The 26,181-nt window shown below is 48.9% G+C and carries 31 protein-coding genes and 1 tRNA gene; 11 read left to right on the top strand and 21 right to left on the bottom strand.

All coding sequences use genetic code 11. The annotated features are described in order from the left end of the window. Positions 1 to 69: 69 nt before the first annotated feature. Both AKG09_RS00755 and AKG09_RS00750 read right to left on the bottom strand, forming a co-directional pair. Positions 70 to 363, bottom strand: a complete 294-nt coding sequence (locus tag AKG09_RS00755; protein WP_054617599.1) for a hypothetical protein — start codon at positions 361 to 363, stop codon at positions 70 to 72. 191 nt (positions 364 to 554) lie between these two features. Beyond that, entirely contained in the window at positions 555 to 1,178 is a 624-nt protein-coding gene (locus AKG09_RS00750; RefSeq protein ID WP_054617598.1) for a phosphoribosylanthranilate isomerase, read from the bottom strand. A 167-nt stretch (positions 1,179 to 1,345) separates the two neighbouring features. Between AKG09_RS00750 and AKG09_RS00745 the strand changes: the two genes are divergently transcribed. From AKG09_RS00745 to nusB, 4 genes are all read left to right on the top strand, one after another. Continuing rightward, a complete protein-coding gene (locus AKG09_RS00745; protein WP_054617597.1) occupies positions 1,346 to 2,227 on the top strand; it encodes a DMT family transporter in 882 nt (293 codons plus the stop codon). A gap of 40 nt (positions 2,228 to 2,267) precedes the next feature. Next, a complete protein-coding gene (locus tag AKG09_RS00740; RefSeq protein WP_054617596.1) occupies positions 2,268 to 2,588 on the top strand; it encodes a DUF2185 domain-containing protein in 321 nt (106 codons plus the stop codon). 75 nt (positions 2,589 to 2,663) lie between these two features. Beyond that, positions 2,664 to 3,131, top strand: a complete 468-nt coding sequence (ribH, locus tag AKG09_RS00735) for a 6,7-dimethyl-8-ribityllumazine synthase (RefSeq protein ID WP_009117353.1) — start codon at positions 2,664 to 2,666, stop codon at positions 3,129 to 3,131. Between the two features lie 59 nt (positions 3,132 to 3,190). Further along, entirely contained in the window at positions 3,191 to 3,616 is a 426-nt protein-coding gene (gene nusB, locus AKG09_RS00730) for a transcription antitermination factor NusB (RefSeq protein ID WP_054617595.1), read from the top strand. A 293-nt stretch (positions 3,617 to 3,909) separates the two neighbouring features. Here the strand turns inward: nusB and msrAB are convergent, their stop codons facing one another. Further along, positions 3,910 to 5,490: a bifunctional peptide-methionine (S)-S-oxide reductase MsrA/peptide-methionine (R)-S-oxide reductase MsrB gene (gene msrAB, locus AKG09_RS00725; RefSeq protein ID WP_054617594.1), complete on the bottom strand. Its 1,581-nt coding sequence runs from the start codon at positions 5,488 to 5,490 to the stop codon at positions 3,910 to 3,912. Positions 5,491 to 5,632: 142 nt separating this feature from the next. Continuing rightward, complete coding sequence (locus tag AKG09_RS00720) at positions 5,633 to 6,502, bottom strand: ATP-binding protein (protein ID WP_054617593.1); 870 nt, start codon at positions 6,500 to 6,502, stop codon at positions 5,633 to 5,635. Between the two features lie 287 nt (positions 6,503 to 6,789). Between AKG09_RS00720 and AKG09_RS00715 the strand changes: the two genes are divergently transcribed. Next, entirely contained in the window at positions 6,790 to 7,584 is a 795-nt protein-coding gene (locus AKG09_RS00715) for an OmpA family protein (RefSeq protein WP_054617592.1), read from the top strand. Between the two features lie 765 nt (positions 7,585 to 8,349). Here the strand turns inward: AKG09_RS00715 and AKG09_RS00710 are convergent. The 4 genes from AKG09_RS00710 to AKG09_RS00690 all read right to left on the bottom strand — a co-directional run bounded on the left by AKG09_RS00710 (position 8,350) and on the right by AKG09_RS00690 (position 12,693). Continuing rightward, positions 8,350 to 8,745 (bottom strand): helix-turn-helix transcriptional regulator, encoded by a 396-nt coding sequence (locus AKG09_RS00710; RefSeq protein ID WP_054617591.1) that lies wholly within the window; start codon positions 8,743 to 8,745, stop codon positions 8,350 to 8,352. A gap of 35 nt (positions 8,746 to 8,780) precedes the next feature. Then, positions 8,781 to 9,047 carry a type II toxin-antitoxin system RelE/ParE family toxin gene (locus AKG09_RS00705; RefSeq protein ID WP_054617590.1) on the bottom strand — a complete coding sequence of 89 codons (267 nt, stop codon included), beginning with the start codon at positions 9,045 to 9,047 and terminating at the stop codon, positions 8,781 to 8,783. 633 nt (positions 9,048 to 9,680) lie between these two features. Then, positions 9,681 to 11,429: a DUF927 domain-containing protein gene (locus AKG09_RS00695; protein WP_054617588.1), complete on the bottom strand. Its 1,749-nt coding sequence runs from the start codon at positions 11,427 to 11,429 to the stop codon at positions 9,681 to 9,683. 154 nt (positions 11,430 to 11,583) lie between these two features. Next, a complete protein-coding gene (locus tag AKG09_RS00690; RefSeq protein WP_054617587.1) occupies positions 11,584 to 12,693 on the bottom strand; it encodes a toprim domain-containing protein in 1,110 nt (369 codons plus the stop codon). Between the two features lie 113 nt (positions 12,694 to 12,806). Between AKG09_RS00690 and AKG09_RS11795 the strand changes: the two genes are divergently transcribed. Further along, positions 12,807 to 12,944 carry a hypothetical protein gene (locus AKG09_RS11795; RefSeq protein ID WP_156320761.1) on the top strand — a complete coding sequence of 46 codons (138 nt, stop codon included), beginning with the start codon at positions 12,807 to 12,809 and terminating at the stop codon, positions 12,942 to 12,944. A gap of 126 nt (positions 12,945 to 13,070) precedes the next feature. Here the strand turns inward: AKG09_RS11795 and AKG09_RS00685 are convergent, their stop codons facing one another. The 8 genes from AKG09_RS00685 to tpiA form a co-directional block, all read right to left on the bottom strand. Then, complete coding sequence (locus AKG09_RS00685; protein ID WP_054617586.1) at positions 13,071 to 13,475, bottom strand: hypothetical protein; 405 nt, start codon at positions 13,473 to 13,475, stop codon at positions 13,071 to 13,073. Positions 13,476 to 13,780: 305 nt separating this feature from the next. Further along, positions 13,781 to 14,422, bottom strand: a complete 642-nt coding sequence (locus tag AKG09_RS00680; RefSeq protein WP_082391711.1) for a Mor transcription activator family protein — start codon at positions 14,420 to 14,422, stop codon at positions 13,781 to 13,783. 2 nt (positions 14,423 to 14,424) lie between these two features. After that, on the bottom strand, positions 14,425 to 14,907 hold the full coding sequence (locus AKG09_RS00675) for a host-nuclease inhibitor Gam family protein (RefSeq protein ID WP_054617585.1): 483 nt from the start codon (positions 14,905 to 14,907) through the stop codon (positions 14,425 to 14,427). Further along, positions 14,904 to 15,122 (bottom strand): AlpA family transcriptional regulator, encoded by a 219-nt coding sequence (locus tag AKG09_RS00670; RefSeq protein ID WP_054617584.1) that lies wholly within the window; start codon positions 15,120 to 15,122, stop codon positions 14,904 to 14,906. The genes AKG09_RS00675 and AKG09_RS00670 overlap by 4 nt, the downstream gene beginning before the upstream one ends. Before the next feature lie 578 nt (positions 15,123 to 15,700). After that, the gene (locus tag AKG09_RS00665; protein ID WP_054617583.1) at positions 15,701 to 16,906 is read right to left on the bottom strand and encodes an integrase arm-type DNA-binding domain-containing protein; all 1,206 of its coding nucleotides are present in this window, start codon (positions 16,904 to 16,906) and stop codon (positions 15,701 to 15,703) included. Positions 16,907 to 17,127: 221 nt separating this feature from the next. Then, positions 17,128 to 17,213, bottom strand: a tRNA-Leu gene (locus AKG09_RS00660). Between the two features lie 7 nt (positions 17,214 to 17,220). Then, complete coding sequence (gene secG / locus AKG09_RS00655) at positions 17,221 to 17,568, bottom strand: preprotein translocase subunit SecG (protein ID WP_054617582.1); 348 nt, start codon at positions 17,566 to 17,568, stop codon at positions 17,221 to 17,223. A 9-nt stretch (positions 17,569 to 17,577) separates the two neighbouring features. After that, the gene (tpiA, locus tag AKG09_RS00650; RefSeq protein WP_009117363.1) at positions 17,578 to 18,333 is read right to left on the bottom strand and encodes a triose-phosphate isomerase; all 756 of its coding nucleotides are present in this window, start codon (positions 18,331 to 18,333) and stop codon (positions 17,578 to 17,580) included. A gap of 221 nt (positions 18,334 to 18,554) precedes the next feature. Between tpiA and AKG09_RS00645 the strand changes: the two genes are divergently transcribed. From AKG09_RS00645 to AKG09_RS00630, 4 genes are all read left to right on the top strand, one after another. After that, the gene (locus AKG09_RS00645; RefSeq protein WP_054617581.1) at positions 18,555 to 19,046 is read left to right on the top strand and encodes a GAF domain-containing protein; all 492 of its coding nucleotides are present in this window, start codon (positions 18,555 to 18,557) and stop codon (positions 19,044 to 19,046) included. Between the two features lie 146 nt (positions 19,047 to 19,192). Continuing rightward, entirely contained in the window at positions 19,193 to 19,849 is a 657-nt protein-coding gene (locus AKG09_RS00640) for a protein-L-isoaspartate O-methyltransferase (RefSeq protein ID WP_054617580.1), read from the top strand. Between the two features lie 140 nt (positions 19,850 to 19,989). After that, positions 19,990 to 20,316 carry a rhodanese-like domain-containing protein gene (locus AKG09_RS00635; protein WP_054617579.1) on the top strand — a complete coding sequence of 109 codons (327 nt, stop codon included), beginning with the start codon at positions 19,990 to 19,992 and terminating at the stop codon, positions 20,314 to 20,316. 252 nt (positions 20,317 to 20,568) lie between these two features. Then, positions 20,569 to 20,814 (top strand): hypothetical protein, encoded by a 246-nt coding sequence (locus AKG09_RS00630; RefSeq protein ID WP_054617578.1) that lies wholly within the window; start codon positions 20,569 to 20,571, stop codon positions 20,812 to 20,814. Positions 20,815 to 21,255: 441 nt separating this feature from the next. On the opposite strand, the gene lepB is transcribed toward AKG09_RS00630, so the two are convergent. The 3 genes from lepB to AKG09_RS00615 form a co-directional block, all read right to left on the bottom strand. Beyond that, a complete protein-coding gene (gene lepB, locus AKG09_RS00625; RefSeq protein WP_054617577.1) occupies positions 21,256 to 22,251 on the bottom strand; it encodes a signal peptidase I in 996 nt (331 codons plus the stop codon). A 3-nt stretch (positions 22,252 to 22,254) separates the two neighbouring features. After that, on the bottom strand, positions 22,255 to 24,048 hold the full coding sequence (lepA, locus tag AKG09_RS00620; protein WP_054617576.1) for a translation elongation factor 4: 1,794 nt from the start codon (positions 24,046 to 24,048) through the stop codon (positions 22,255 to 22,257). Between the two features lie 190 nt (positions 24,049 to 24,238). Beyond that, on the bottom strand, positions 24,239 to 24,421 hold the full coding sequence (locus AKG09_RS00615; RefSeq protein ID WP_156320760.1) for a hypothetical protein: 183 nt from the start codon (positions 24,419 to 24,421) through the stop codon (positions 24,239 to 24,241). Between the two features lie 278 nt (positions 24,422 to 24,699). Here AKG09_RS00615 and AKG09_RS00610 point away from each other — a divergent pair, with 278 nt between their 5' ends. Beyond that, complete coding sequence (locus tag AKG09_RS00610) at positions 24,700 to 25,308, top strand: phospholipid-binding protein MlaC (RefSeq protein ID WP_054617574.1); 609 nt, start codon at positions 24,700 to 24,702, stop codon at positions 25,306 to 25,308. Between the two features lie 79 nt (positions 25,309 to 25,387). Here AKG09_RS00610 and AKG09_RS00605 read toward each other — a convergent pair whose 3' ends face one another. Continuing rightward, the gene (locus tag AKG09_RS00605) at positions 25,388 to 25,588 is read right to left on the bottom strand and encodes a zf-HC2 domain-containing protein (protein ID WP_082391710.1); all 201 of its coding nucleotides are present in this window, start codon (positions 25,586 to 25,588) and stop codon (positions 25,388 to 25,390) included. After that, a complete protein-coding gene (locus AKG09_RS00600; RefSeq protein ID WP_054617573.1) occupies positions 25,588 to 26,181 on the bottom strand; it encodes a sigma-70 family RNA polymerase sigma factor in 594 nt (197 codons plus the stop codon). The genes AKG09_RS00605 and AKG09_RS00600 overlap by 1 nt, the downstream gene beginning before the upstream one ends.

Below are 26,181 nucleotides of genomic sequence, written 5' to 3'. Positions count from 1 at the left end.
GCAGCGCATTATTCCTCCGAACCGGCGGCCAAACCGAACGGCAGATTCAGACAGGCCTGTCTGAACGCATCAAAACATGCTGCGGTAAAAAACAAATTCATTCAGCTTAACCGCGCTGTCGCTTTCCGTGCCGCCAATCTCCTGCATGCGGTCAAACGCTTTTTGAAAGCAAGCCGACTCATAATCATACAGGTCGCCCAGCGCCTCCCGCCATGCTTCCTGCGGCCATTGTGATTCCGCCTGCATAGCGGTGAGCAGGTGGCGGTAGAGCGGGTTTTTCTCCAGCTCCTCCATATAGAATTCTTTAAAAATACTGTCGCTGTAAGGTGCGTTCAAACTTTTACGTGTTTGGTATTGAGTCATTATTGTTATCCTTTTTTTATTATGTTTCCCATTTTTCCTTTTGTTTAAACAAAAGGCATAGATTGTGTAAGTACGCTGTGTTTTATATGGTTTCAATCAAGCCGCATTTCTTATGCTCGCAGGCCGGCACGCCCACCTCCTTTATAAAAATTTTATCAACCAACATCTTCCCTATATCCGATCAGCCATTTTCAACCAATCTCCAACCGCACCGCCTCTAAAAAAGCCGCCATCTTCTCGCGCGATTTAATCCCCGGCGCACTTTCGACTCCGCTGGACACATCCACCGCCTGCGCACCTGTTATCCGCAGCGCCTGACAGATATTTTCCGGGTTCAGGCCGCCGGAAAGTATCCAATAGCCGTCCAATCCGGCGGGCAGCATGTTCCAGTCGAAGCTATGCCCCGTGCCGCCGTATTCCCCCTCAATATGCGCATCAAACAACACGGCGCGCGCATCGGGGTAAGCTGTGGCCGCTGCCGCAATATCACCGGCATTGCGCACGCGGACGGCTTTCAAATAAGGGCGGTCAAACAAGCGGCAGAATTCGGCAGGTTCATCGCCGTGAAACTGAATCATGTCTATCGGCACTTGTGCCAGAATTTGGCGGATACGCTCTTGCGTTTCATTCACAAACAAAGCAACCACGCTCACAAACGGCGGCAGCACGCGCACAATTTCCTGCGCCTGTTCAACCGAAACATGCCGCTTGCTGCCCTCAAAAAACACCAGGCCCACCGCATCCGCCCCCAATTCGGCTGCCGCACGGGCATCTTCAGCGCGGGTAAAACCGCAAATTTTGGTACGGATTGTCATGGCCGCTCCTTAAGTTTCTCAAATATAGTGGTTTATTTATGCTTAATATGTTAGCTTCCGACCCTGCCTGCACGCTTTTCAGACAGGCATTCCCACAAAGCCTTCCAGCAGGCTCTATTTTACTTATATCAGCATTTTTTTTCAAAAAATTACTTTTGTTTTTTACTATGAATATGCAGAAATACGCCGCACCCGGCTTGGTTGTAGGCAGCATCGTATTCGGTATGGGCAGCATTATTGTTGCAACTGTGCCCGTTGGCGCTTATGCCATCGCGTTTTGGCGGCTCTGCATTGCCGGCATCATTTTCTGGCTGCTCGCCCGCAAGTTCGGACAGCGGCTGCCCCAATCGAAAAACGCCCTGCGCTACGGCCTGATTGCCGGCGCGTTTCTCGGCCTGGATCTCTCGCTTTGGCATGAAAGCGTTTATGCCGTCGGCCCCGGCATTTCCACCCTGCTCAACAGCCTGCAGATTTTCTTTTTGGCCGCCATCGGTTTTTTCTGGTTTGGCGAAAAACAAAGCAAATTGCAGCTGGCCAGCCTGTTTATCGCCATAACCGGCGTGGCTTTAATCGGCAGCCCGGAATTCAGCCGCAACCACAATGCCGCGTGGGGTTTTATTAGCGGCATCTTATCGGGCGGGCTGCTGGCGGCATCTATGGTTTATGTGCGCAAAACCCACGAAGCCGAACACACGCCGCTGTTTCCGCTGATGATGCTCGTGAGTCTGGGCGGCATGGCGGCGGTATTGCCGCTTGCACTCGTCTTCAACGCAGATTCACTCTACCCCGCCAACCCGCGCGATATCGGTTTGGTTTTGATTTACGGCGCGGTAATGCAATGTTTCGCGTGGGGGCTGATTGCTTATGCCGTGCCGCTGCTACCGCTCGCGCTGACCGGATTATTGCTGCTGAGCGAACCCGTAGCCGCACTTTTCATTGATTATTTCTTTCTCGGCAAAACCATCAACGGCTTGCAATGGAGCGGCGCCGCGTTAACCATGCTGGCGATTTATCTGGGCTCGCTCAAGCCGAAACCGCCCAAAGCATGATAAAATCAAGCCCTTTCCAGCATGACCTTCTCCAACGCGCATGAATAAATTCGCCAACGCCCTTTCCGCCGCACTCGAACGCTGCGTCGCCAGCAAAACCGTTACCGAAGAAAAACAGCCTGTCGGCTTCGCCTACCGAGAAGCCCCCGTGTTTGAACACGACAGCGGCTGGCGCTTTTTCAGCGGCAACGAAACCGACGAATACACCGACAATCCCGACAACTTCACTGTGTGCGGCATCAACGAAATCACCGACCGCTGCCCCGCCCTGCTGGCGATTCTGCAAGAAACCGCAGGCGCATGGGAGGCCGACGAAGATGGCCGTTTCGTTCCGGCAGCCGATTGGCAACCGCAAGAATAAACTTTTTTCAGACAGGCATTTGATTCGGCAGGCCTGTCTGAAACACCCGATTCCCTTTAAAAACAAGGAAAAACAATGAACATCATCCAACCGAACCTCAACGGTAAAGACCTGCGCATCGGCATCGTGCAAGCGCGCTTCACCAACGAAGTGGGCAGCGCCATGGTTGACGTGGCCGTGAAAAAGCTGCAAGAACTCGGCGTATCGCCCGACAACATCACCCTCGCCACCGTGCCCGGCGCGCTGGAAGTGCCGATTGTGCTGATGAACCTTGCCAGCTCTCAGCGCTTCGATGCCCTGATTGCCATCGGCGCCATCATCCGCGGCGAAACCTACCATTTCGAGCTGGTCGCCAACGAATCAGGCGCCGCCGTAACCCGCGTCGGTTTGGACTACAACATCCCGATTGCCAACGCCATCCTCACCACCGAAAACGACGAGCAGGCGCACGCGCGCATTGTGGAAAAAGCCACCGATGCCGCCATCGTCGCCGTGGAATGCGGCAATCTGGTCAATCTGCTGCTGTCTGAGCAAGACGACTAACATTTGGTTAGAGACAGGCATGCCTGCCCAAAAAAATCAAATCTTAAGAAGGAAAACCCATGAAAACCCCACGCCGCCGCGCCCGCGAGTTTGCCGTGCAGGCGCTTTACCAAGCCGCACTCAACCAAACCGGCGCACCCGAAACCGCTAAAAACATCCGCGAGAGCCAAGATTTTGCCAAAGCAGACGACGCTTTGTTTACCGCCATCTTTTTCGGCGCAGCCAATAACCAAAGCGAATACATGCAAATTATCCGCCCGCTGCTTGACCGCGACGAAAAAGACGTCAACCCTGTTGAGCGCGCCGTATTGCTGATGGCCTGCCACGAGCTCTCGGCCATGCCCGAAACGCCTTATCCGGTAATCATCAACGAAGCCATTGAAGTTACCAAAACCTTCGGCGGCACCGACAGCCACAAATTCATCAACGGCATCCTCGACAAACTGGCCGCCCAACTGCGCCCGAATGATCCCAAACGCAGCTGAAACCTGTTTGATAAAAACATGTCTGTCTGAAAAAGCTTTCAGACAGGCATGTTTGTTTTTAAACACACGATGCGATAGTCAGGCGCCATCCCTACCGGCCATCAGAATAGTCCGCCCGTCATACTCGCGGGCTTGACCCGAGTATCTTAGCATTCCGGTAACTTTATGAGATGCCCGGGTCGAGCCCGGGCATGACGAAACCACGACAACAATACGTTTATTTACTATATACACTATACTCAGCAAAATGCCTGTCTGAAAACTTTTTCAGACAGGCATTGCGATTCACCCTCTTATTTCACCAACGTTTTCAAATGCCCGTAGCCTTCGGCGTCCATTTTATCCAAAGGCACGAAGCGCAGGCTGGCGCCGTTGATGCAGTAGCGCAAGCCGCCTTTGTCTTTCGGGCCGTCGGGGAAAACGTGGCCCAAGTGCGAATCAGCGGCGCGGCTGCGCACTTCTACGCGCTGCATGTTGTAGCTGTTGTCTTCATGCTCGGTTACGGCGGCAGCTTCAATCGGGCGGGTAAAGCTCGGCCAGCCGCAGCCGGAATTGTATTTGTCAGCCGAGCTGAACAGGGGTTCGCCGCTGACAATATCTACATAAATGCCCGGCGCGAAGAGGTGGTCGTATTCATGGCTGAAGGCGTATTCGGTGCCGCTTTGCTGGGTAACGCGGTATTGCTCGGCGGTAAGTTTGTTTTTCAGTTCGCTGTCGCTGGGCTTGCGGTAGGCTGCGGCATCGAAGCCTTTTTTATCGGCAGGAGCGCTTTTTCCGGGCAGCGGCTCATCGGCTTTGCGGATGTCGATATGGCAATAGCCGTTGGGGTTTTTCAGCAAATAATCCTGATGGTATTCCTCAGCTTCGTGAAACTGGGCCAAAGGTAGGTTTTCCACTACAAGTGATTTGCTATATTTTTGCTGCTCTTTTGCCAGCGCGGCGGCAATGGTTTTCTGCTCGGCCACATCGGTGTAATACACGCCGGTGCGGTATTGCGTACCGGTGTCGTTGCCTTGTTTGTTGAGGCTGGTCGGGTCAACCACGCGGAAATAGTATTGCAAAATATCATCCAGGCTCAGCTTGTCGGCATCGTAAGTGACTTTCACGGTTTCGGCATGGCCGGTGTTGCGGTAAACCACGTCTTCATAAGAAGGTTTGCTATCTGTTTTCCCGTTGGCATAGCCTGACACGGCGTCAACCACACCGTTGATGCGTTGGAAATAGGCTTCCAAGCCCCAAAAGCAACCGCCGGCAAGATAGATGGTTCGGGTATTCATTGGTACGGATTCCTTTTTCTCTGATTTGTAAAATGTGTTTTGCAGTTTGCCCAAATCGGCTTCGGGATTTTCCAGCAATGCCAAAGCCTGCGCCTCATTGATTCGCCCTTTGATAATGCGGGCAACTTTGCCGTTTTTATCCAATAACGCCCAAGACGGGTAAACGCCGATATTCAGGCTTTGCGCCAATTTGCCGCCGGGATCGGACAGCACCGGCAGTGCGGGGTAGCTCAAGCCTTTATACCATACTTCAAAATCGCCCGGGGCTTTTTCTCCGAGATAGCCGGGCGATGCCACGGTAACCAAATTGGCGTTTTTAAAACGCGGGTCTTTCACCCATGCTTCGGTCGGTTCCAATTCAGACAGGCATAACGGGCACCAGCTTGCCCAAAACTTCACCAAAGTCGGTTTGCCTGCCTGAAGGTAATTGGCAGCAGGCTTGCCCGCCGTATCATGCAACACGGATAAAGCAGCCACCGGTTTTTCAGCTACCCGCTCCGCGCCTGCCTGCGGCAAGTACCAGATCAATGCAAAAGCCGTTGCAGCAGAAGCGGCCAGCAATGCAAATTTTTTAGCATGTTTAAACCGCGGTTCCATCTTAAATATGCTCCTTAATCAATCAATTGAGAGGTTGATGCTGTTTAATTAGACGGAATGCCTGTCTGAATTCTTATGATGCGGCGCTGCTTTTACACTTCTAAACATTTGATAGCGGCTTAATTTAAAACCGATTGAATCATTAATCCGCCACCCTCTGCTCGGGCAGCCTGCCCGCCCAGTCGCATACGAATTGCCATGCGGTGCGGCCAGAGCGGCTGCCGCGGGTTTGTGCCCATAAAAGCGCGGCATGGCGGGCGGTTTCATCAAAAGGCAGTTCAAACGCCTGCAGCCAGTTTTCCACCGCCTGCAAATATTCGTTTTGACTAAAAGGATAAAAACTCAGCCACAAGCCGAAACGGTCGGAAAGCGATACTTTTTCTTCCACCGCTTCTTTCGGATGGATTTCCCCCCGCACGCCGATTTCTCCGCCTATGTTTTCATCCATATATTCCGGCATCAGATGGCGGCGGTTGGAGGTGGCATACACCAAAACATTTTCGCAACGCAGCGACAAGCCGCCGTCAAGCGCAGTTTTCAAGGCTTTATAAGCGTGCTCACCATCTTCAAACGACAAATCATCGCAAAACACAATAAACTTCTCCGGCCTGTTCTGCAAAATCGTAAGCAGCGCGGGCAGAGTGACCAAATCGGTTTTGTCCACTTCAATCAGGCGCAAGCCTTGTTCCGCATATTCGTGCAATAAAACCTTCACCAATGAAGATTTGCCCGTGCCGCGCGCGCCTGTCATCAACACATTATTGGCAGTGCGGCCGCTTAGAAACTGCTCGGTATTGCGCACCAGCTTCGCGGTTTGTCCCTCCACTGCCGCCAACCGGCTCAAAGGAAAAGTGTGCGGGTTCGGCAGGCTCTCAAGCACACCTTTCTTGCCAATGCTCTGCCAACGGTAGGCTAGTGCATCCCAATCCGGCTCTTTCACTTCCGGCGGCAGCAGCGCATCCAAACGATTCAATACAGAAGAAGCTTGTTTTAAAAATTGCTTGAGTTTCACGACCAGACCTTTCAGACAGGCATTATGATAATGTCAATAAAAAAATACAAACGGTTTAAATTTTATGACTAAATAACCAAACAAATGAAGCAAATGCTTTTTGCAACTACATCATTCGGATGTTTTCAGGTATCATACCCCCATAAGAAATATTTACACAAACCAAAACATATCAACATAAACTTTACTTTCTTTTTAGACTCAATAAATTAAGTTTTTTTTCAAACCACCACGGGCAGCTTTACTCATATATCGAATCTCAACGTATTTCATTCAGGAGTTTGTCGATGAATAAAAAAGCACTCATCCTTTCCGCCTCTTTGCTGTTTTTAGCTGCCTGCCAATATTCTCATGTGGAAACTTTCGACCACAAAACCCCACATGCCTGGGAATATGTGCCGATTAAATATCAGGCGCCGCAACCGATTGTTCAGCAAGAGCCGCAGGAGCTGAAAAAATTCACACTGGATGCCGCCTCCCTGTTTGATTTCAACAAATCCGACATCTCCGTGAAAGGCACCGCACAAACCCAAAGCATTGCCGGAGAAATCATCAACAACCTGCCTTATGTACGCAGCATTCATGTGAACGGCTATACCGATCCCACAGGTAACGCCGAAGCCAACCACACCCTCTCGCAAGCACGCGCACAAGCCGTGGCGCGGGTCTTGGAAAGCAGCGGCGTACCTGCCAAGCTGATTAAAACCGAAGGTCGCGGTAGCAGCAATTTGGTTGTTACCGATTGCAATGAACGTTTTGCCAAAAACAAAACCGGCCGCGACGAGTGCAACAAACCCAACCGGCGCGTAGAAATTTCCGTAATCGGCCTGGCACGCCAACCCGGTGTCCCCACTATGATAGACAGCAAACGCTATCAACCCGAGCCACCGAAGGGCTCAGAACCCACCGTTATCAACCGCCCAGACGGCTTAATTGAACGCATCGAACCGGCCGCCCATTCTAAATTACCCGTTCAAGTGGATGCCCCCGAAGGCCAAACGCCCCGCATCAACAGCCAAACCCAAGTCCGCGAAAACGGCTGGATAGAAACCGTAGTCGGCACGCAACCTGTGAAGCGCTGATTTAGCCTTTTCCAAACAAATGCCTGTCTGAAAAACGTTTTCAGACAGGCACTTTCATTATTCGGACTATAGTCGATCAACACATTTTTGATACAAGGCCGCAGGCAGTATCGGTATAGTGAATCAACTTAAAAATTGTATGTTTAAATCATTATCAAATCTTGGCTATTATTGCCCGTCTGCTGGCACCGCCGAACGGAGCGGGATTTTCGGGGGAACAAGGCCGCTCCCGGAGCGTAGCGACTAGCGGTCGCCTTTCTTTGCTTACTTTCTTTGGCGACGCAAAGAAAGTGAGTGGCTGTGGATCCATGAAGCGCAATCTTAAAATAATAGGAATACAGAAGTTGAAGGCGTGTGTGCCATACTAATTTTTAAGTTGATTCACTATACCGATACTGCCTGCGGCCTACTGCCTTGTCTAAAAATAAGTTTATTTGCTATATATACCTTAACTCACACAGCCATGGTTAATGAGATCGGATAATGGAAAGCATAAAAAAACAGCCTAAATTTTAGGCACAATGAGACTTGAATCAAACATTTAAATTATTGGTTTAATTGTATATTTTATTATCATAATTGATAAATACCCCCAAATATACCCCCATATTGCAAAAGTCAAAGCGTTTTTTGGCTGGTTCTGTGGTTTTTTGGCGGCTTGGGGGGTGGGGTTTTATTGGGTTGAGTATAACGCATTTTGTGCTGTTTTTCAGACGGCCATAAAAACATCGGCGGCGGGGCTGGTGTTTGTGTTTTCAGGCGGCGTTACAAGCCTGCCAGTTGGTCGGGGTGGCAGTTATACACCTTGGCCAAAGTTTCGCGGGTTTTGGCCTGTGGGCGGCTGCCCTGTTTCTCGATTTGGCTTAATGCCGCCTGCGTGATGCCTGCCCGTTCGGCGACTTGGCTCTGGGTAAGGTTACGGTATATGCGCCATGCGGCGGCGGGGCTTGCGTTCTGCTCTAGGATAATTTCTACAATTTCATGCGGCAATGCTGCGCTGGGGCTTTCGTCCGTCTCGCCTGCTTCTACGGGGATACTTTCCCATACTTCGCCCGCTTCGTCTATTTGTGCCTGCCCTTTGGCTAGGCGGTTAAATTCTTCTACGGATAATACGACAAATGCGGGTTTGCCGTCTGCGCCATTCAATAGCTGGATATTCATGTGTGGCCTTTCAGGGGCGGGATATGCCCCGCTGATTAGTTTTTATAAACGGATTGCCGCGTTTCTACCTGTTGGATTTCGATAATGTGCGGTTCTTGGTTTTTCTGCCATTGGAAAATCAGGCGGTAGTTTCCTACTCTTAAGCGGTAGGTGTCGGCCATTCCTGCCATTTTCTTTATATCGGCTTCCACATCGGGAAAGGCTGATAAGGATTTGGCCTTGTTGGAAATGGCCGCTCTGTTTTTCGGGTCAATTTTCAAAAGCTGTTTAGTGGCTTTGGGTGTCCAAAATACTTTAGGCATGATTAACTTATATCTGTGTATTTTCTCTTATATTATAAGATTTAGTATAAAAAATAGCAATTTTTTTACTTATTAAATGCCCTAAAAAAACATTGCTATATATACAAAACACTGCGGGTATGGCGGGTATGCGGGTATGATGTAGTTAAAACATTGATATTTAATAATTAAATCATACCCGCGCCTAAAAAATAGGCAGGGTATCAGCGGGTATGAGACGCGTCTTTACATTATAAGTTTATGATTATAAAGCCATACCCGCACATACCCGCTCATACCCGTGTTAAGTTTTGTATGCGGGTATGCGTGAAACCCTTATGAATAAAGGCTTACAAGGGTGTTTTGAATTGCATACCCGCAATACCCGCTGATTTTTCGTTATCCTATATAGGGAAAAATTTTTTATGAAATAATCAGCATTTTTTAGTGGTAATAATTTCCTGATAAGAAACAATAGGCACATGGCGCGGGGTTGTGTTTGCCTGAATCATAATGCTTGGTGCTGGCCGAAAAGATTCAGGGTGGCCGCCTGAAAGGTGGCGGGCGGTTTTCAGACGGCCATAAAAAACACCAGCGGCGGGGCTGGTGTCGGGTTGGTTTTCGGCCAATCAGAATTAAGGGCTTTCAGACGGCCTATTGTTCGGTTTGGTTGCTGCTGTCTTGGCTGGGCGGCTCTATGCCTACCAGCACATAAAAACGCCCTTTTCCAAAGCGTTTGAATTGCCAGCGGCTGTCTTTTTCGTTGCGTTTCAGCCATTCGATAGCGTGAAGTACGTTACAAGCCTTGTTTGGTTCAAAGCTCTTGGATATTTCACTTTCAAACACGGCGGGGATTATCCAAAATTCATCGTCGTTTTCTTGCGCGGCGCGGCGGCGGTAGCCTGCGTGGTCTTGATTGGTAAATTGGCTGTTCCAATCTACAAAGCGCATGGATTCCGCGTAAAGCTGCATGAAGTCTACGGCCTGTTTGATGATTTGGCTGTCTTCATATTTTCCTGTGCCTGTGCGGCTGTGCCATGCGTCGAAACATTGTTTGATACCTGCCATGCCTACCCCCGCGCCTAAGCCTGTAATGCCGTGCTTGGCGGCCAGTTCTAAAGCGGCGGCTGTTACGGCAAAGCGAAGGGCAACGGTGCGGCTTTGGCCGTCGGTATCGGGCAACATGGCCATAAAGTCGGCCATTGTGGCGCGGGCTTCGTCTAAGGCGGCTGGGTTTTCCAGTAGCAGGCGGATAAGGGCGCGGCCTGCTGTGCCGTGGTGTTTGGCGGCGTGGGCGGTTATGGCTTCGCTTAAGGCTGCGCCTTTTTCGTGGCCGTGTAGGGTGTCAAAAACGCCAAAGCCTTTTCCTGCATCGCTGGGAATATCGGGCAGGCGGGCGGCTTGGCCTGCGTTCCATTCTACGCCTGCCGTTCTTAGAAAGCTGTTTAAGGGCTTTTCGCCTGTGGAAAGTACAAAAATGCGCCATCGGCTTAAATCCCGATTGCCGCCGTCTTTTGCACCCTGTACTTTGGAAACGCCGTTAATCACGGAATAGGCGGTTTGTGCTACGGCTCTAGCGTTGGCTTGGCCGATTTCGTCTAACACCAGTAAGCCATCATTGCGGGCGGCGGCGGTATTGGTAAAGCCTAAGCCTGTGCCTGTCCATGTCAGCATAAGTGTTTCAGGGTTGCCCCATACGGATAATGCGGCTTTGGCGGCGGTTGATTTGCCGTCGCGTGAATCGCCGAAAAGGTGAAATCCCCCTGCTTCGATATTCAATAGGCGGACAAGTGGGGCGGCTAGGGCGGTGCCTACTGCCAAGCATAGGCGGCTGTTGCCTGCCATATAGCGGGCTATGCCCTGCTGCCAGTCTTCAAGGCTGCCGCTTTCGGTGTAGCTGTCTGCCTGTGATTTGTCGCCGTTGTAAATCACTTTGGCGGGCTGTTTTTTGGCGGTTATGGCCTCGCCATTGGGCAGAATGTAGGCTGTATTGTTGGCACACCAGCCAGCACGATTGGTTACGGTGTAGCGTTCGTTGCTGCCGTCGGTTTGCAGATAATCGGCCAGTAATTCGCGTTTTCTGCGGCTTGCCATAACGGTAATGCCGTGTGATTGCAGGCGTTGCCAGTTTACGCCGATTTCGGCCATCGGCAGGGCTTCTATGCGGGCTTTGCGGGTTACGGCATCGCGCCAGCGGATAATACGGTAATGGCTGCCTGCTTCGTCGGTACCCCGCCCGATAAGCTCGATTGGGTCGGCCAGTTTCAGCGGGGGTTTTTCGTGTACTTCGCCGTGCTTGTCGGTTTCTACGGCAATGTAGAAAACGCCGTTTTTGGTGCATTGGAAATGCGGGCGCAATTCTACCGCTTCAAATTCTTCAAGGGCGGTGCTGGTGTTATTCATTATGATATTTCCTTACTGTTTCGGGCGGCCTGTATCGGCTGCCCATGTTGTTTGCTGGTATTTCAGACGGCAGGTGGGTAAATCCACGCTGTTTGGGGTACTTGTATAAGGTCGTCTGAAAGGGAAACGGGCTGAAAACGCAAATACGGGCGGTTTACGGCGGGGCGGTCTGTTCGTCTTGGCGGCGGTTCAGTTCGTCCAAAGCGTCAAAGCCTGCCGTTTCGGGCTGCCATATCCGTGCCTTGATGCCTGCTTTGATGGCTCTTACTGCCAAGCTGTGGGCGGCTTTAATGCCCGTGCGGTTGTCGTCATGGTCGGCGCAAATAAACAGTTCCTGCGTTTCAGACGGCCATACAAACGAAGCCATGCCATAAGCGGATAAAGCGGCAACGGCGGGCAGGCCGAAAAGGGCGCGGGCGGCAAAGGCGGTTTCTATGCCTTCGGCAACAATCAGGCGGCCTTGTGCGTCGGGCGGGAATAGGTGTACTGCCGCGCCTTTCAGGGCATCGGGGTAGCGGGATTGCATCTTTTTGGCGGGTAACGGCTCGCCCGTGTGCGGGTGGTGGATATTCAGTTTGGTAAAGGCGGGGATATGGTTACCGTTTTCGCCGCATGGCTTGGCATAAACCGCATCAAGGTAGGTTTTATGCAAGCCCTGTAATTGGCCGTCGGCGGTGGTTACGGCGGCCAGCATGGCGGGGAAATAGCCGATTAACAGCGGCTTAGCCGTTTGGCCGTCGGTGTCGGTTGCCCATAGGGGTAAGGCGGGGTGGTAACGGATATTGAAGGCCGTCTGAAAAGCGGCGGCAGGCAGGCCGCGCCCGTGCAGATATTGCGCGGCGGGGTCTTGGCCGCTTAGGGGTATGGCTTCGTGCCATAGATTCAGCAAGGCGGCCTGTTTGTCTTTCGGCGGGGCGGCGGGCTTGGCAGGTGGCAACGGGGCGCGGGGCTGGTGTTGCCCTGCTTGGCCGTCTGAAAAACCCAATAAAGCGGCGGTTTCGTTGGCGGCGGTGGCAAAGTCGTAACCAAACACCAGCATTAATAAATCAAACCCGCTGCCGCCGTCGGGGGTGCATTGGTTGCAGATAAACGCGCCCGTGCCTTGATAATCGGTATAGCGGTAGCGGTCTTTGCCGCCGCAATAGGGGCAGGGGCAATGTTTGCGGGTGTTCAGGTATTCGCGGGGAATGCCAAGCGCGGCGTGTATTTCAGGCCAGCGGCCAGCGGCGGCGGCTTTCAGGTCGGATAGGTCGTAAGGTTTCATAGATTGCCCCTTATTCGCCAATCGGTTCATACACCACACCCGCAAGCGGGTTTTCCGTCCAATCGGCAGGAATGGCGGCGGTTTTGGCGGCTTGTTTGTCTTGGCGGGGTGTCATGGCTTTTGCCTTTCGTTTGCTGCCTGTTGCCGTATCCGTTCGGCAGGCGGGTAAATCTGCGTTTTTTGGGGCGTTTGCCGTTTGGGTAAGGGTTAACTCGTCTGAAAGCCCAAAACGCAATATGGCGCGTTTTTAAACGGGGTTTAAACGGTGTCTTACGTTTCTTTCGGGTGCAGAAAACCCGCCCTTGCCGTTTTACGGGCAGGGCAAGGCGTTTTAAAAAGGGTGTGTTTAGGGATTGGGGGGCGGTTTCAGACGGCCTTTAGCAGCTTGGCCATTCTTCGCCGCTGGTGTTGCGGGCTGCCTGTTTGATAGCGGATTCGGCCATATTCAGACTTTCATTGATGCTGCCCATTTCCTGAATAAAGCGGCCAGCCATCATCAGGGCTGCGGCGGCGGTATTTTCCGTGCCTGAATTGTCTAAGCATTCGCCGCCTAATGTTTCCATTGCTTGGCCGAAGTTGGTAGCGGCAATAATGGTTTCATTTCTCAATATGGTTATATCGGCGGGCGCAAGCTGTTTATTGGCGGCCATTTCGTGTACGGCATCGGCGGCAATGGCCAAGAATGTGCCTAAGCCGTCTGAATAAAGGCGGAATGATGGGGTTTTGCTGGGATTTTGTTTAGATTGCGGCGCGGCGGCCTGTTGGGCTTGATTTTGATTCATGATGTTTACCTTTCTAGTTGGTCTTTCCGCCGTCGCTCACGTTCTCACGCGTGGGGCGGCAGACAAAGGGCAAAGTGTGAGAAACTGGCAACTAGAACCAGTGGGCATAAAGCCCGCTTTGCCCCTGTCTGCCATTGAAAAAGGTAAAACAAGGGGGATGCAAACAATATAAACGCCGCTGATATTCGGGCTATCGGGTAGCTCTGATATTCGGGGCGGCTTGCTTGCCTAGTTATTCAGCTTCTCACGGCTGGTTACTGGATTTACAGTAACGCGGCCATTATTGCCCTTGCTGCGGGCGGGTGTCAAGCAATTTGTTTGATGGTATTTATCAGCGGAAAAATGTAAACATGAAAAACGCCGCTTTCGTCTTGCTCTATCAGGTATTTACCTGCATTTTCAGGCATGGTGTTTTCGTCTACAAAATCAGTTACTTCTTGCCAGTTACCCGAAAATGTGGCAGCGGGTTCTTTTTTTGTTACCCACTTTTTCAGGAACTTTAATTTCAGCCGTTCGTCTACCGCTTCCCTGCTATTGGGTTTATGTTTTTTGTTACTGCCATACCCTACAATGGTGTAAATGGTACGTTCGCTGATACGATATTTTGCTGCCAGCTTGGTAACAGCCATAAGCCCACTTTCCCCTTGTTCTTTCAGCTCAAAAAAATCATCATAAACTGCATCATTTCGCGCCGCTCTCAACGCGGCATTACAGCACGGAATATAAAGTTCTTCTCCGCCGTAAACCTCTAATAACTCATGCGTCTTTTCATCGCCTAATGCTTCATACAGAATACCTAGCCGTTCTGTTTCTATCATACCTTTCCCCATCTTGAAACGCGCTCCGCCTACGGCTTTAACTAGCTTCTCGGTTGCTTCATTGCCAATAACGTTCGCAATTTCATGCACGGATTCAGGTATTAAGTCGGGATAATCAAAAATACTCATAATTATGCAGCGGTTTCAATAGTTAATAATTCCCCGCCGTTGATAATACTCAAGCCCTTAATCGGCGTTTTGATGGCAGTAGCTTCTTTCAAAATAGCGGTTTTATCCAATTCCTCTTTCACACGGATAAAACGGTTCAAGCGTCGGCGTTTCAAAGCAGCTAAAATATCGACGGTATCTCCTGTAATTTCAACTTTTGCAGGCAGCTTTCGCCATTTGATAACCCCCGTGCCAAAGCTGGCAGTTTTGCTTTTACCGTTGTGAGTAAGCTCGGCTCGGTTGGCTTCGGCATAGGCGGCAATAGCGGCGCGTATGGCGGCAATTTCTGTGGTATCGCCTACTATTTCTGCCTCATGCTTGGCAGTCAAATCAGCAATCTTGGTTTGCAATTTAGTTATTTTCTCTGCTCTGCGTTTTTCCAGTTTAGAAAGGGTAGCAAAGGCTGTCTGAACTTCGGTAATACTGGTATAAGCATAAACAGTCATGATTGCGCCCCTTTACGTTTGGCTGCCAGCCTTTCAATGTAACTGTTAATTTCACTTTCAAGCCATCCTGTGGCGTTAACGGATATTTTAAAAGGCTGTGGAAAATCTGCGTCATAGTGGCGGCTTTTAGGATTAACCTTATACCAAATAGCAGCGGTTGAAATTCCTAAACGCTCGGCCACTTGTTTTGCTCGTAAAATGGATTGGGTTGTCATGATTTGATTGCCTTTGGTGTTGTTATATTGCTTTTTTCAAGCTACACCAAATTTCGGCAAAATGGGAACCCCAAAGACTGCAAATCCTAACCCACTAGCTTTTGTGCAAATGAAAAAAATCAATATATTAAGGGCGTTAAAAAGGCGTTAAAAAGGCTGATAGATTGAATTTGACTGAATTTTGAAAAAAAATATTGGCAGGTGTTTGTTATGCGGTTCCTAGTCGGGCTTTAAAGGGTTTTTAAAGGGGGTTTTTCGGTCTTTGTCTATATTTACTCTTTATGTTTAAACTTGGTTGCATTTTAATGCTCTCTTACTTACATATATTTACTCAATATAACTGATTGAATATGTGAAATTGGTAGGGGGGTGCTTATTTTATGGAGGTATTTTTTACCTAATATAGATTGATACGGCCTAATACGGTCTAACTCAATTTACTTAAAAATACTCAAAACACACTAAAAACCTATCAAATATAATCAAAAAACAATAAAAAAAGCTCAAATATTGATATTTCCAATAAAAAACACCAGCGCAAGGGCTGGTATTTTTGTTTTCAGATGCCTATTTTATTCTTAGCTGTCTGCTTCAATCATGGCGCGGGCTTGGTTGTAACGCTCGCGCAAATAGTCTGAATACCATTGCATCATTTCTACCCTATGCAGCCAGTATTCCGCCCGATTGTAGGCAGCGCGGATTTTATCTTTCGGCACATGGGCAAGCTGCCGTTCTATGGCATCGGGGTTAAAGTCCTGTTCGTTTAATACGCTGCTGGCCAAACTGCGGAATCCGTGCGGCGTGGCCGTGCCTTTGTATCCTAACCGCTCGATAATTCGATTTAGGGTGGCTTCGCTGATAAATCCTGTCGTTTTTGTGCGGCTGGGGAATAAATAGGGCGTTTGTCCTGTGTGGCCGTGTAGCTCTTGCAGTAATTCCAGCGTCCAATCTGAAAGCGGTATCACATGGGCGCGGGGTAGCTTCATTCGCTCGGCGGGGATAGTCCATGTTTTCGCCTGCCAGTCTATTTCATGCCATTGGCCGCCGCGTAATTCGGTGCTTCTTACGAACACCAGCATAACCAGCATTACGGCTATACGATTTTGCGGGTCAATATCGGCCAATATCAAGCGGCGGTAAAACTCGGCCAGTTCTTCACGGGGCAAGGCGGGTAAATGGTGGGTTTCCGCTTTGGCCAAAAAGCCGCGTAATGGGGCGGCGGGGTTACGGTCGGTTATTTCTAGCATGGCGGCATAGCCATATACGGCGGCTATCCATTGCCTGATTTTTTCAGCGGTGGCCGTTGCATTGCGGGCGGCTATGCGCTCGATTACGCCTTTCACGTCTGATACGGCTATACCGTCTATCTGTTGCCCGCCGATATGTGGGAAAACGTCTTTTGCAAAGTGATTGAGAATGCGGGCGGCATTGTCGGGCTTCCAGCGGTGCAGATTCTCGCTATGCCATCGGCGCGTTATTGCCTCAAAGGTATTCAGTAGGGCGGCCTGCCGCTCTTGCTTGGCCTGTTGCTTGACTGCGCTGGGGTCTTGCCCTATGGCAATCAGGCGGCGGGCATTTTCGGCGGCTTCCCGTGCTTCACTTAAAGAAACGGCGGGATATTTGCCGATTGAAAGTAGTTTTTCTTTGCCGTCTATGCGGTATTTCAACCGCCATAACTTCCCGCCCGCTGGTGTAACCTGTAAAAACATACCCTTACCATCTGCTAGTTTGTATGGCTTAGCGGCGGGCTTGGCGTTCTTTATTTGGCGGTCGTTTAATGGCATTTGGGGGTATTTTTTTAGGGGTGTTTTTCAGATACCCCTAAATATACCCCCGTTTTTTGGTTTATTCAATTAGACGGGATTTTACTGTATTGGATAATTAAGGCCGTCTTAAAACGCCCTTTATCGGGCTGTAAGCCTTACTATGCTTGGATTTTGGTTTATGTGGTTAGACTGTATTAGACGTAAAAAAACAGCCCGAAAATTGGGCTGTTTTCTTTTGATGGTGCCGACAATGAGACTTGAACTCATACGACCTAAGGTCACCACCCCCTCAAGATGGCGTGTCTACCAATTTCACCATGTCGGCATAAATTTTATTGTGTGCCAGAAGCCGATGTTGCCGGGCTCGTTGCACCTTGTTCCGTTTGAGCCGGAGCACTTTGCTGCTGCACTGTGCTGAAATCCAAACCATGTTTGGGAACATGGGTATTAATATATACCAAGCTTAAGCAGCTGGCAAAAAAAACCGTTGCAGCAATAGCTGTGGCGCGGCTTAAAAAGTTTGCACTACCGGCCGAACCGAAAACGCCTTGTGCGCTACCGCTTCCGCCGAATGTAGCGCCTGCATCCGCACCTTTACCTTGTTGCATCAGCACCAAGATGATTACGGTAATCGAAGCAAAAATATTCAATAACCAGATAACGGTTTTAATGGTTTCCATAAATGTTCTTTAAGCATCTTGGGCGGCTTGGATAATTGCGGTAAATGATTCGTATTTAAGCGATGCGCCACCGACCAAAGCACCGTCTACATGAGGAACGGTAAAAATCTCGGCTGCGTTTTTATCGTTTACACTACCGCCGTAAAGAATGCGGATATTAGCATCTTCTCCACACAATGACAAGATTTCGTTGTAAATGAAATCGTGCATATCTGCGATTTGCTCTTTCGTGGCCACTTTGCCCGTGCCGATCGCCCATACCGGCTCGTAAGCAACGGCGAAATGTTTGGTTTTGAGGCCTTTAAATACGGAAAGCTGGTAAGCCACGGCTTCTTTCTCTCGACCGTCTTCCCGCTCTTTTATACTTTCGCCTACACATAAAAGCGGCGTAAGGCCGACATTGAGTACGTTTTCGATTTTATGGCGCTGCACGTCGTTTTTTTCATTGAAATACAGGCTGCGCTCCGAGTGGCCGATTAAAACAATGTCAACACCCACATCTTTCATCATTTCTGCCGACACTTCACCGGTATAGGCGCCGCTGCCGTTAAAACGGCTGACATCCTGCGCACATGTATGGATTTTGTTTTCCAAAACGATTTTAACGGCATTATGTACTTGAGATAAATAAACTGTGGGCGGTGAAATACCGATACAGACATTGTCCATTTTGGGTAAAGAGCGCAGTTTGTGAACCAATGCATTATTATTCTGCAACTGGCCATTCATTTTCCAATTGCCGATAACCCATTTTTTGTCCCACATGGTTTGATTCCTTTCTTATCTCTTTTTCAGACAGGCATTGCCGACGCTGCCGATTGTACCGCAAATTATTTGTAGCGTCTTGAAGTTTTGTAGCATGCTGTAATCCAACATGATATAGTAATCCGATTAACGCGGCGAAAGGCTGAGGGAGCGCTTCAGCCAAGCACAGTCTTACCGGCAATCATAATATTTTTACGTAATACCAAACACGATAATCAAAAATGCACGAAATCACTTTTTCATCATCCGGCAAATCGGAAATTTATCAGGAAATTCTGCCGCAAATCGAAGCATTGATCGATGGCGAGCCTAATTTTATTGCCAACCTCGCCAACATTACCGCCGTATTAAAAAGCGCTTTCGATTGGCTGTGGGTTGGTTTTTATTTGGTTGACAAAGATAATTTGGTACTCGGCCCGTTTCAGGGGCCGCCCGCATGCACCCGCATCGCCCACGGTCGCGGTGTATGCGGCCAGAGCTGGGCTCAGGCACAAACGATAATTGTTCCTGACGTGAACCAGCATTTTGACCATATCGCCTGCTCTTCGCTTTCGCAATCCGAAATTGTGGTGCCTGTTTTCAATCAGGCCAGACAGGTCGTTGCCATATTGGATGTTGATGCTGAAGAAACCAATCAATTCGACCAAACAGATGCTGAATTTCTACAAAAAATCTGCTATCTAATCAGCCGGCAACATTTTTCTAAAGCATAATCCCAATGCCTGTCTGAAAACACGGTTTACCGTTTTATTATCCGCCCTGATATTTTCAGACAGGCATTGTTGTTAAAACGAAGGCAAAAGCATTATAATCAGCGCCAAACCACAATTCACACTATAAAAATCAATGGAGTAAAGCAATGGACTTTCAAAAAGCACGTTTCAACATGGTAGAACAGCAAATCCGTCCGTGGGACGTGCTGGACTTTGATGTTCTGGATGCCTTGGATGCCATTCCGCGCGAAGAATTTGTAACCGAAGAGCAGAAGCCTTACGCCTATGCCGATGTTTGCCTGCCCCTGCCCAACGGCGGCAAAATGCTGGAGCCTAGAATTGTTGCCCGTTTGATACAAGGTCTTGCTTTGAAAAAAAGTGACAATGTATTGGAAATCGGCACCGGTTCAGGCTACGCCACCGCGCTTTTAGCCACACTAGCCGGGCAAGTGGTTTCCATCGATATGGATGCGGGCCAACAAACACTCGCAAAAGCTGCATTGGATAAAATAGGCTTAACCAACATCATTTACCAAAATGGTGACGGCTTGGCCGGACAAGTTGGCGGCGCACCGTTTGATGCGATTTATGTTGGCGGCAGCATACCGGACGTACCGGAAGTTTTAAAAAGCCAATTGAAAGACGGAGGCCGTTTGGTGGTTATTGTAGGCGGCTCGCCGGTTCAACATGCGCTTCAAATCACGCGCAATGGTGATGAATTTACCTCCGTAACACTTTTTGACACCTCGGTTTCAGGCTTACAGGCGCCCACTGTTGCCGAACCCTCTAAATTTAAATTTTAATTTAATATGTTAATTACGGTCGCGAAACCTAATCACGATGTAAAACACGAAGCATCAAAGTGACCGGAACTCGCGATCCATAATGCCAACAAGCTGCTTTCCGGCAGCTTGTTTTATATTTTCACACACACCCAATATTTATGAACGATATTTCGCAACTTACCCCCGTTGAATTGCACGCTTTCCTAACCGAACACCCTGATACCGTTTTGCTTGATGTTCGCGAAGAAAATGAAGTAGCCTTTTGCAGCCTGCCAAATCATGTGCACATTCCAATGAATATGATTCCTTTGCGCCACAATGAATTACCCGACGACAAACCCATTGTGCTTTACTGCCACCACGGCATACGCAGCCTGCATTGCGCCATGTATCTGGCAGATGCCGGTTTCGAGAAACTTTACAATTTGAAAGGCGGCATTGATGAATGGTCGCAAACCGTGGATCCATCCATACCGCGCTATTAATGATTGCCTCACACAAAATCAATAAATAATTGAATTCTACTCATGCTTCTCACTCCGCCCAAAGCGTTGAAAATCGTTTGTTTTATAAGCTTCAAAAAAATTGATTGAAATAAACTATACCGCTTAGTTGATTTTTTAACCGAATATCTATAATATTCTTACTAGAAAAATCTACAACACAAAAATAACAGCGGAATACAAAAACGATTACTCTATATATTTTTAATACCAGCTCTAAATACGGAAAATAAGATGCGTAAATTACTTACTTTTTTCTTCGGCGATCCAAAAGAAGTTATTCTACAAAGTAAACACGATATTCAGAAACATGCGGGAAAATTAAGCAGATTAAGCGAGGAGGAACGTGAAATCTTAACTGATTATTTATCTTATACGGAAATGAATGAGCGCCTGCCCAATTCCGAAAAAAATCCTAATTATCACTATGGGATTAGTGTTGGTCAGGCAATTGAAAAACAAAAATACCACATGAACTGAGATTGATTGCTCAAATATTTTCTGATTCATTTTTAATAAAAAAGCAAATAAGTAAATACTGTTTGCTTTTTTATCTATACAGTAAATCGACTGAATTCAAGTTACACTCCCTTCGCAACCTACTCAACAATATTCCTCAGACTCACACCTTAGCCAAACTCGTGCAAGGTATATCCATTCGCAAAATGACCCGGGGGCTTGGTATCAGCGCCAATACTTTTATAGTAAACCAACCTAAAATAGTACACTATCATACGAGAGCTTGATCCGAGCATCTTGAGTTCCGGTAAAGGTTGGGATACTCTTGGCAAGCCCGAGTATGCCGGTGCTTGTTACTAAAATTAAGTGTGATGACTATATTTCACTGTTTCGGTTAACCTTACCTACCAACAAAATGCCTGTCTGAAACCATTCAGACAGGCATTTGCTTTCCTCTCAACATCATTTGATTGACGTACCGATGCGGCCCCAATCCTTGAAATTCAACCAAATGAAAAATGCTTTTCCGACCATCAACTTATCGTCCACAAAACCCCAATAGCGCGAATCTTCACTGGCATCACGGTTATCGCCAAGCATAAAATAGCTGCCTTCCGGTACTTTGCAGCGGAACCACGAACCGTCGCGCGAATAGTCACAGTTCTCGCGGTGGGCGAAATTAGCGCGCACATGGCTGGGCGAGAATGCAGGATTGCCGTTGATGCGCAAAGTGGTATAGTCACGCTCGTTCAAACGTTCTTGGTATTGGTCTGCCTGAACTTCCTGCAAACCGAAAGGTGTGTTTTCCTGATAGTGATACAAGCCTTCCGATTTCGCTTCCACCTCTTCCCCATTCACAAACAAGGTTTTGTTGCGGTACTCCACTACATCGCCCGGCAGGCCGATGGCACGTTTGATGTAGTTGATATTGGTATCTTCAGGGTAATTAAACACCACCACATCGCCGCGCTCCACCTGACCGGTAGGAATCAAAACCGTATTCAAAATCGGCACACGGATGCCGTAAGACGATTTTTTCACCAAGATAAAGTCACCTACCACCAAACCCGGGCGCATCGAGCTTGAAGGAATCTGAAACGGCTCCGCGATGAACGTGCGCAACACAAACACCAGCAAGATAATCGGAAAAAAGCCGCTCATGTAATCACGGAAATGATTGTCGTCGCGTCCGCTTTCCGATACATCGGGCACCCATTTTGATGTGTACTTATGCCAAACCCATACGCAGCCGGTAAACAATACAAAAATCAGCAGCACGGCCGTAAAGCTCATCATGGAGGAAAACAGGCCGAACACGCCCACCATCATCAAGAGATAGCCCCATTGCAGGCCGTTGCTCCATTCGCCGTTCACACTGCGCTCTTTATTGCTGGCCGCGTATAAAACGCCGCCGGCCACCAACGCCAAAGCAGCCATTACAACCCATTGGTTAACCATAGTTTATTTGTCTCCCACTTGTAAAATCGCCAAAAACGCACTTTGCGGAATCTCCACATTACCCACTTGCTTCATGCGGCGCTTACCTGCTTTTTGTTTTTCCAACAATTTCTTCTTACGCGTAATATCGCCGCCGTAGCACTTAGCCAATACGTTTTTACGCAATGCCTTCACGTTTTCGCGCGCAATGATCTGGCTGCCGATGGCTGCCTGAACGGCAATATCAAACATCTGGCGCGGAATCAGCTCGCGCATCTTGGCGGCCAGCTCTCGCCCGCGGTGAACTGCGCTTTGGCGGTGCACAATCAGGCTCAGCGCATCTACTTTCTCGCCGTTCACCATAATATCGAGCTTAATCAAATCGGAAGGTTGGAATTCTTTAAATTCATAATCCAAAGAAGCGTATCCGCGCGAAGTGGACTTGAGCTTGTCGAAGAAATCCATCACCACTTCGTTCATCGGCAAATCGTAAGTGAGCATTACCTGGCGGCCCATATACTGCATATTCACCTGCACACCACGCTTTTGGTTACACAAAGTCATCACATTGCCCACATATTCCTGCGGCACTAAGATAGTTGCAGTGATAATCGGCTCTAAAATCGTTTCGATGCTGCCGATATCGGGCAGTTTCGATGGATTTTCCACCTCGATTTTTTCGCCGTTTTTCATAATCACTTCATACACCACCGTCGGCGCGGTGGTGATCAAGTCCATATCAAACTCGCGCTCCAAGCGCTCCTGCACAATTTCCAGATGCAAGAGGCCGAGGAAGCCGCAACGGAAACCGAAGCCCAAAGCCTGCGACACTTCCGGCTCGAATTTCAGGGAGGCATCATTCAATTGCAGCTTTTCCAGCGCTTCGCGCAAGGCTTCGTAATCGTGGCTTTCCACCGGATACAAACCGGCAAACACCTGCGATTGCACTTCTTGGAAGCCCGGCAGCGGCTCGGCAGCAGGGTTGGACACCAGCGTTACCGTGTCGCCCACTTTGGCCTGCCCCAGCTCTTTTACGCCGGTAATCAAAAAGCCCACCTCACCCGCGCTCAATTGCTGCTTGGCAACGGATTTCGGTGTAAACACGCCCAGCTGCTCCACCAGTGTTTCCGCTTTGGTCGACATAAAGCGCACTTTGTCTTTCAGCTTCAAAGTACCATTTTTAACGCGGATCAGCATCACCACGCCCACATAATTGTCAAACCACGAGTCTATAATCATAGCTTGTAGAGGCGCTTCGGGGTCACCGGTTGGAGCGGGAATTTTCGCCACGATTTCTTCCAGCACGTCTTCCACGCCCAAGCCGCTCTTAGCCGAGCAGGTTACCGCACCCACAGCATCAATGCCGATAATATCTTCAATTTCCTGCGCTACGCGATCGGGATCGGCTGCGGGCAAGTCGATTTTGTTCAACACCGGCACTACTTCCACACCCAAATCAATCGCCGTGTAACAGTTGGCAACGGTTTGCGCTTCCACGCCCTGCGAAGCGTCCACTACCAAAAGCGCGCCTTCGCAAGCAGACAGTGAGCGCGACACTTCATAAGAAAAATCGACGTGCCCCGGCGTATCAATCAGATTGAGTTGGTACACCTGGCCATCCCGCGCTTTATAGTTCAACGCAGCGGTTTGTGCCTTGATAGTAATGCCGCGCTCTTTTTCAATGTCCATAGAATCGAGCACCTGCGTACTCATTTCGCGCATTTCCAAGCCGCCACAATATTGAATGAAGCGGTCGGCCAGCGTGGATTTACCGTGGTCGATATGGGCGATGATAGAGAAATTTCGGATATTTTTCATAGTGTTCATGATGATGCAGTATTTTGAAATGCCTGTCTGAACGCTTTCAGACAGGCATTCGGTATCAGGCCAAATAGCCGCATATTTTAACCTAAAAAACCGTCAAACGCCGCAAAACTTTATCAGCCGGCAGCATAAATGCCTGTCTGAAAGCGTTCAGACAGGCATTGCCGTAAACACAGCCAAGCAGCTAATCACCGCCTTTATTCTCTTCTTCGCTATCTTCATCCAAATCGCGCACCCAATGATACAACCGATCATATCCCCAACCGAACATGCCGTCCCCGCAGTAAACCACACCGAAAAACTCAGCCAGAGCAAACGACTCAACCGCCGACCAACCGACTAAGACGCCTATAAATCCATCCGGCACATGCGACCATCCCGTAATGCAATCATTCGGCTTTACAATAAATTTTTCTTGCCTGACATACTGTTTTTCCAATTATTTATTTTCATAATATTAGCGTAGCGTGAAAATGAGTTTTTTATACAAAGCGGTGATCGGCTCACTGCTTTGTGACCAATCGTGTTATTCAATTAAGTTTACTTTCAGCAAAATATTGAAAACCTTGCTCACCCGAATGCCTACCCTGCTATGCTTATAAATGCTGCAAATGTTTCCAAAACAAAAACCAGAGAGGATTAAATATGAATAAAATCTTTACCGTGATATTGACTGCGCCGGTGTTAGTGGCCGCACCTTTCGTACACGCCGCGCCCGCACAACATCCGGCACAAACGCAGTTTAAGCAAAACATGGATGCCGTTCTGAAAATCGCGCGCGACAAGAGCTTAAACGAAAACCAAAAAATCCAACGCATTACCGGCTATGCCGACCGCTATTTGGATTACCAGCGCATTTCCGCGCTGGCTGTAGGCATGCCGTGGCGCGAGTTCAATGCCAACCAGAAAAACGAGTTTATCAAAGCGTTTAAAGACATGGTGGTTTCCATTTATTCGCATTCCGCTTTAATGGGCGCGGTGGATTCGCAAGTGACCATGTTGCCGAAACTGACAGAGGAAAAAAACAAGCGCGTTACCGTATTTACTGAAATTAAGACCAGTAGCGGTAAAAAATACGAAGTGGGCTACCGCCTCTATCCGGTCGGCTCCACTTATAAAATTTATGATATCCAAGTGGACGGAGCCAGCCTTGTAACCGTGTACCGCAACCAATTTAATGAGCTGGTGAAGCAAAAAGGCATCGACGGCACCATTGAAACTGTGCGCCAAAAAGGCCTGAAAAAAGTTGAGTAAGGTTATTTCATCTAACAGCAAAATCAACAATGCCTGTCTGAAACACATTTTTCAGACAGGCATTGTTTTTCATTCACGGTTATTTATTCTGTTCTTCTTCCGAAAGATGCTTCACCCATGCTTGCATATTGTCACTGATTTGCTGCATCTGCTGACTGTATTTACGACAATGCGAACAATAGGCAAGGTGGAGTCGCAAGGTAATGTGTTCCTGCACACTAAGCGGCCTGTCTTGCTGCTCGGAAAGCAGCCGGCATGCCTCTTTGCATTTAATCAACACTATGTTTCTCCTTTGTCGGTTCCGTACCAATTTTTCTGCAAGCATTGGCGCAAGCCGTTGCGAGCACGGTGCAGGATGGCGTAGCAATTATTAGGTGTAATGCCGAAATCGAGGCAAATTTCTTCTACTTCCATCCCCATGACTTCTTTCAAATAAAAAATACGCGCGGTATTTTCCGGCAGGTTGCCGAGACATTTCTCCAATACTTTAAAAAAATCTTGACGCTCTAAATGGGCTTCGGTGGGATTAGGTTGCCAAACTTCGGGCCCGGATTCTTTCTGCCAATGGCCGTTTTCATCGAAACAGGCTTGATATTGTGCATCAATCCTCGCGGCTTGGTCGCTGTCATCCAGGCTGACCATTTCTTTACGGCCACGGTAATAATCGATGATTTTGTTTTTGAGTATGCTCATTACCCAAGTGCCCAATTCGGCACCTGCCCGGTATTGTTCTTGTTTGTTGATGGCTGCGGAAAGTGCGTCCTGCACCAAGTCTTCAGACAGGCTTTCATCCCGCAGCTGCATTCTGGCGAATTTAAGCATAGCGGGACGCAAGGCGGCGATGCGGTTGCTGAAATCGGTAAATGTTGGCAT

The organism is Neisseria sp. 83E34 (genome assembly GCF_001308015.1).
Lineage (GTDB): Bacteria > Pseudomonadota > Gammaproteobacteria > Burkholderiales > Neisseriaceae > Neisseria.
The sequence above is the reverse complement of the archived record's forward strand: the minus strand, read 5'-3'. Positions and strand labels throughout refer to the sequence as shown.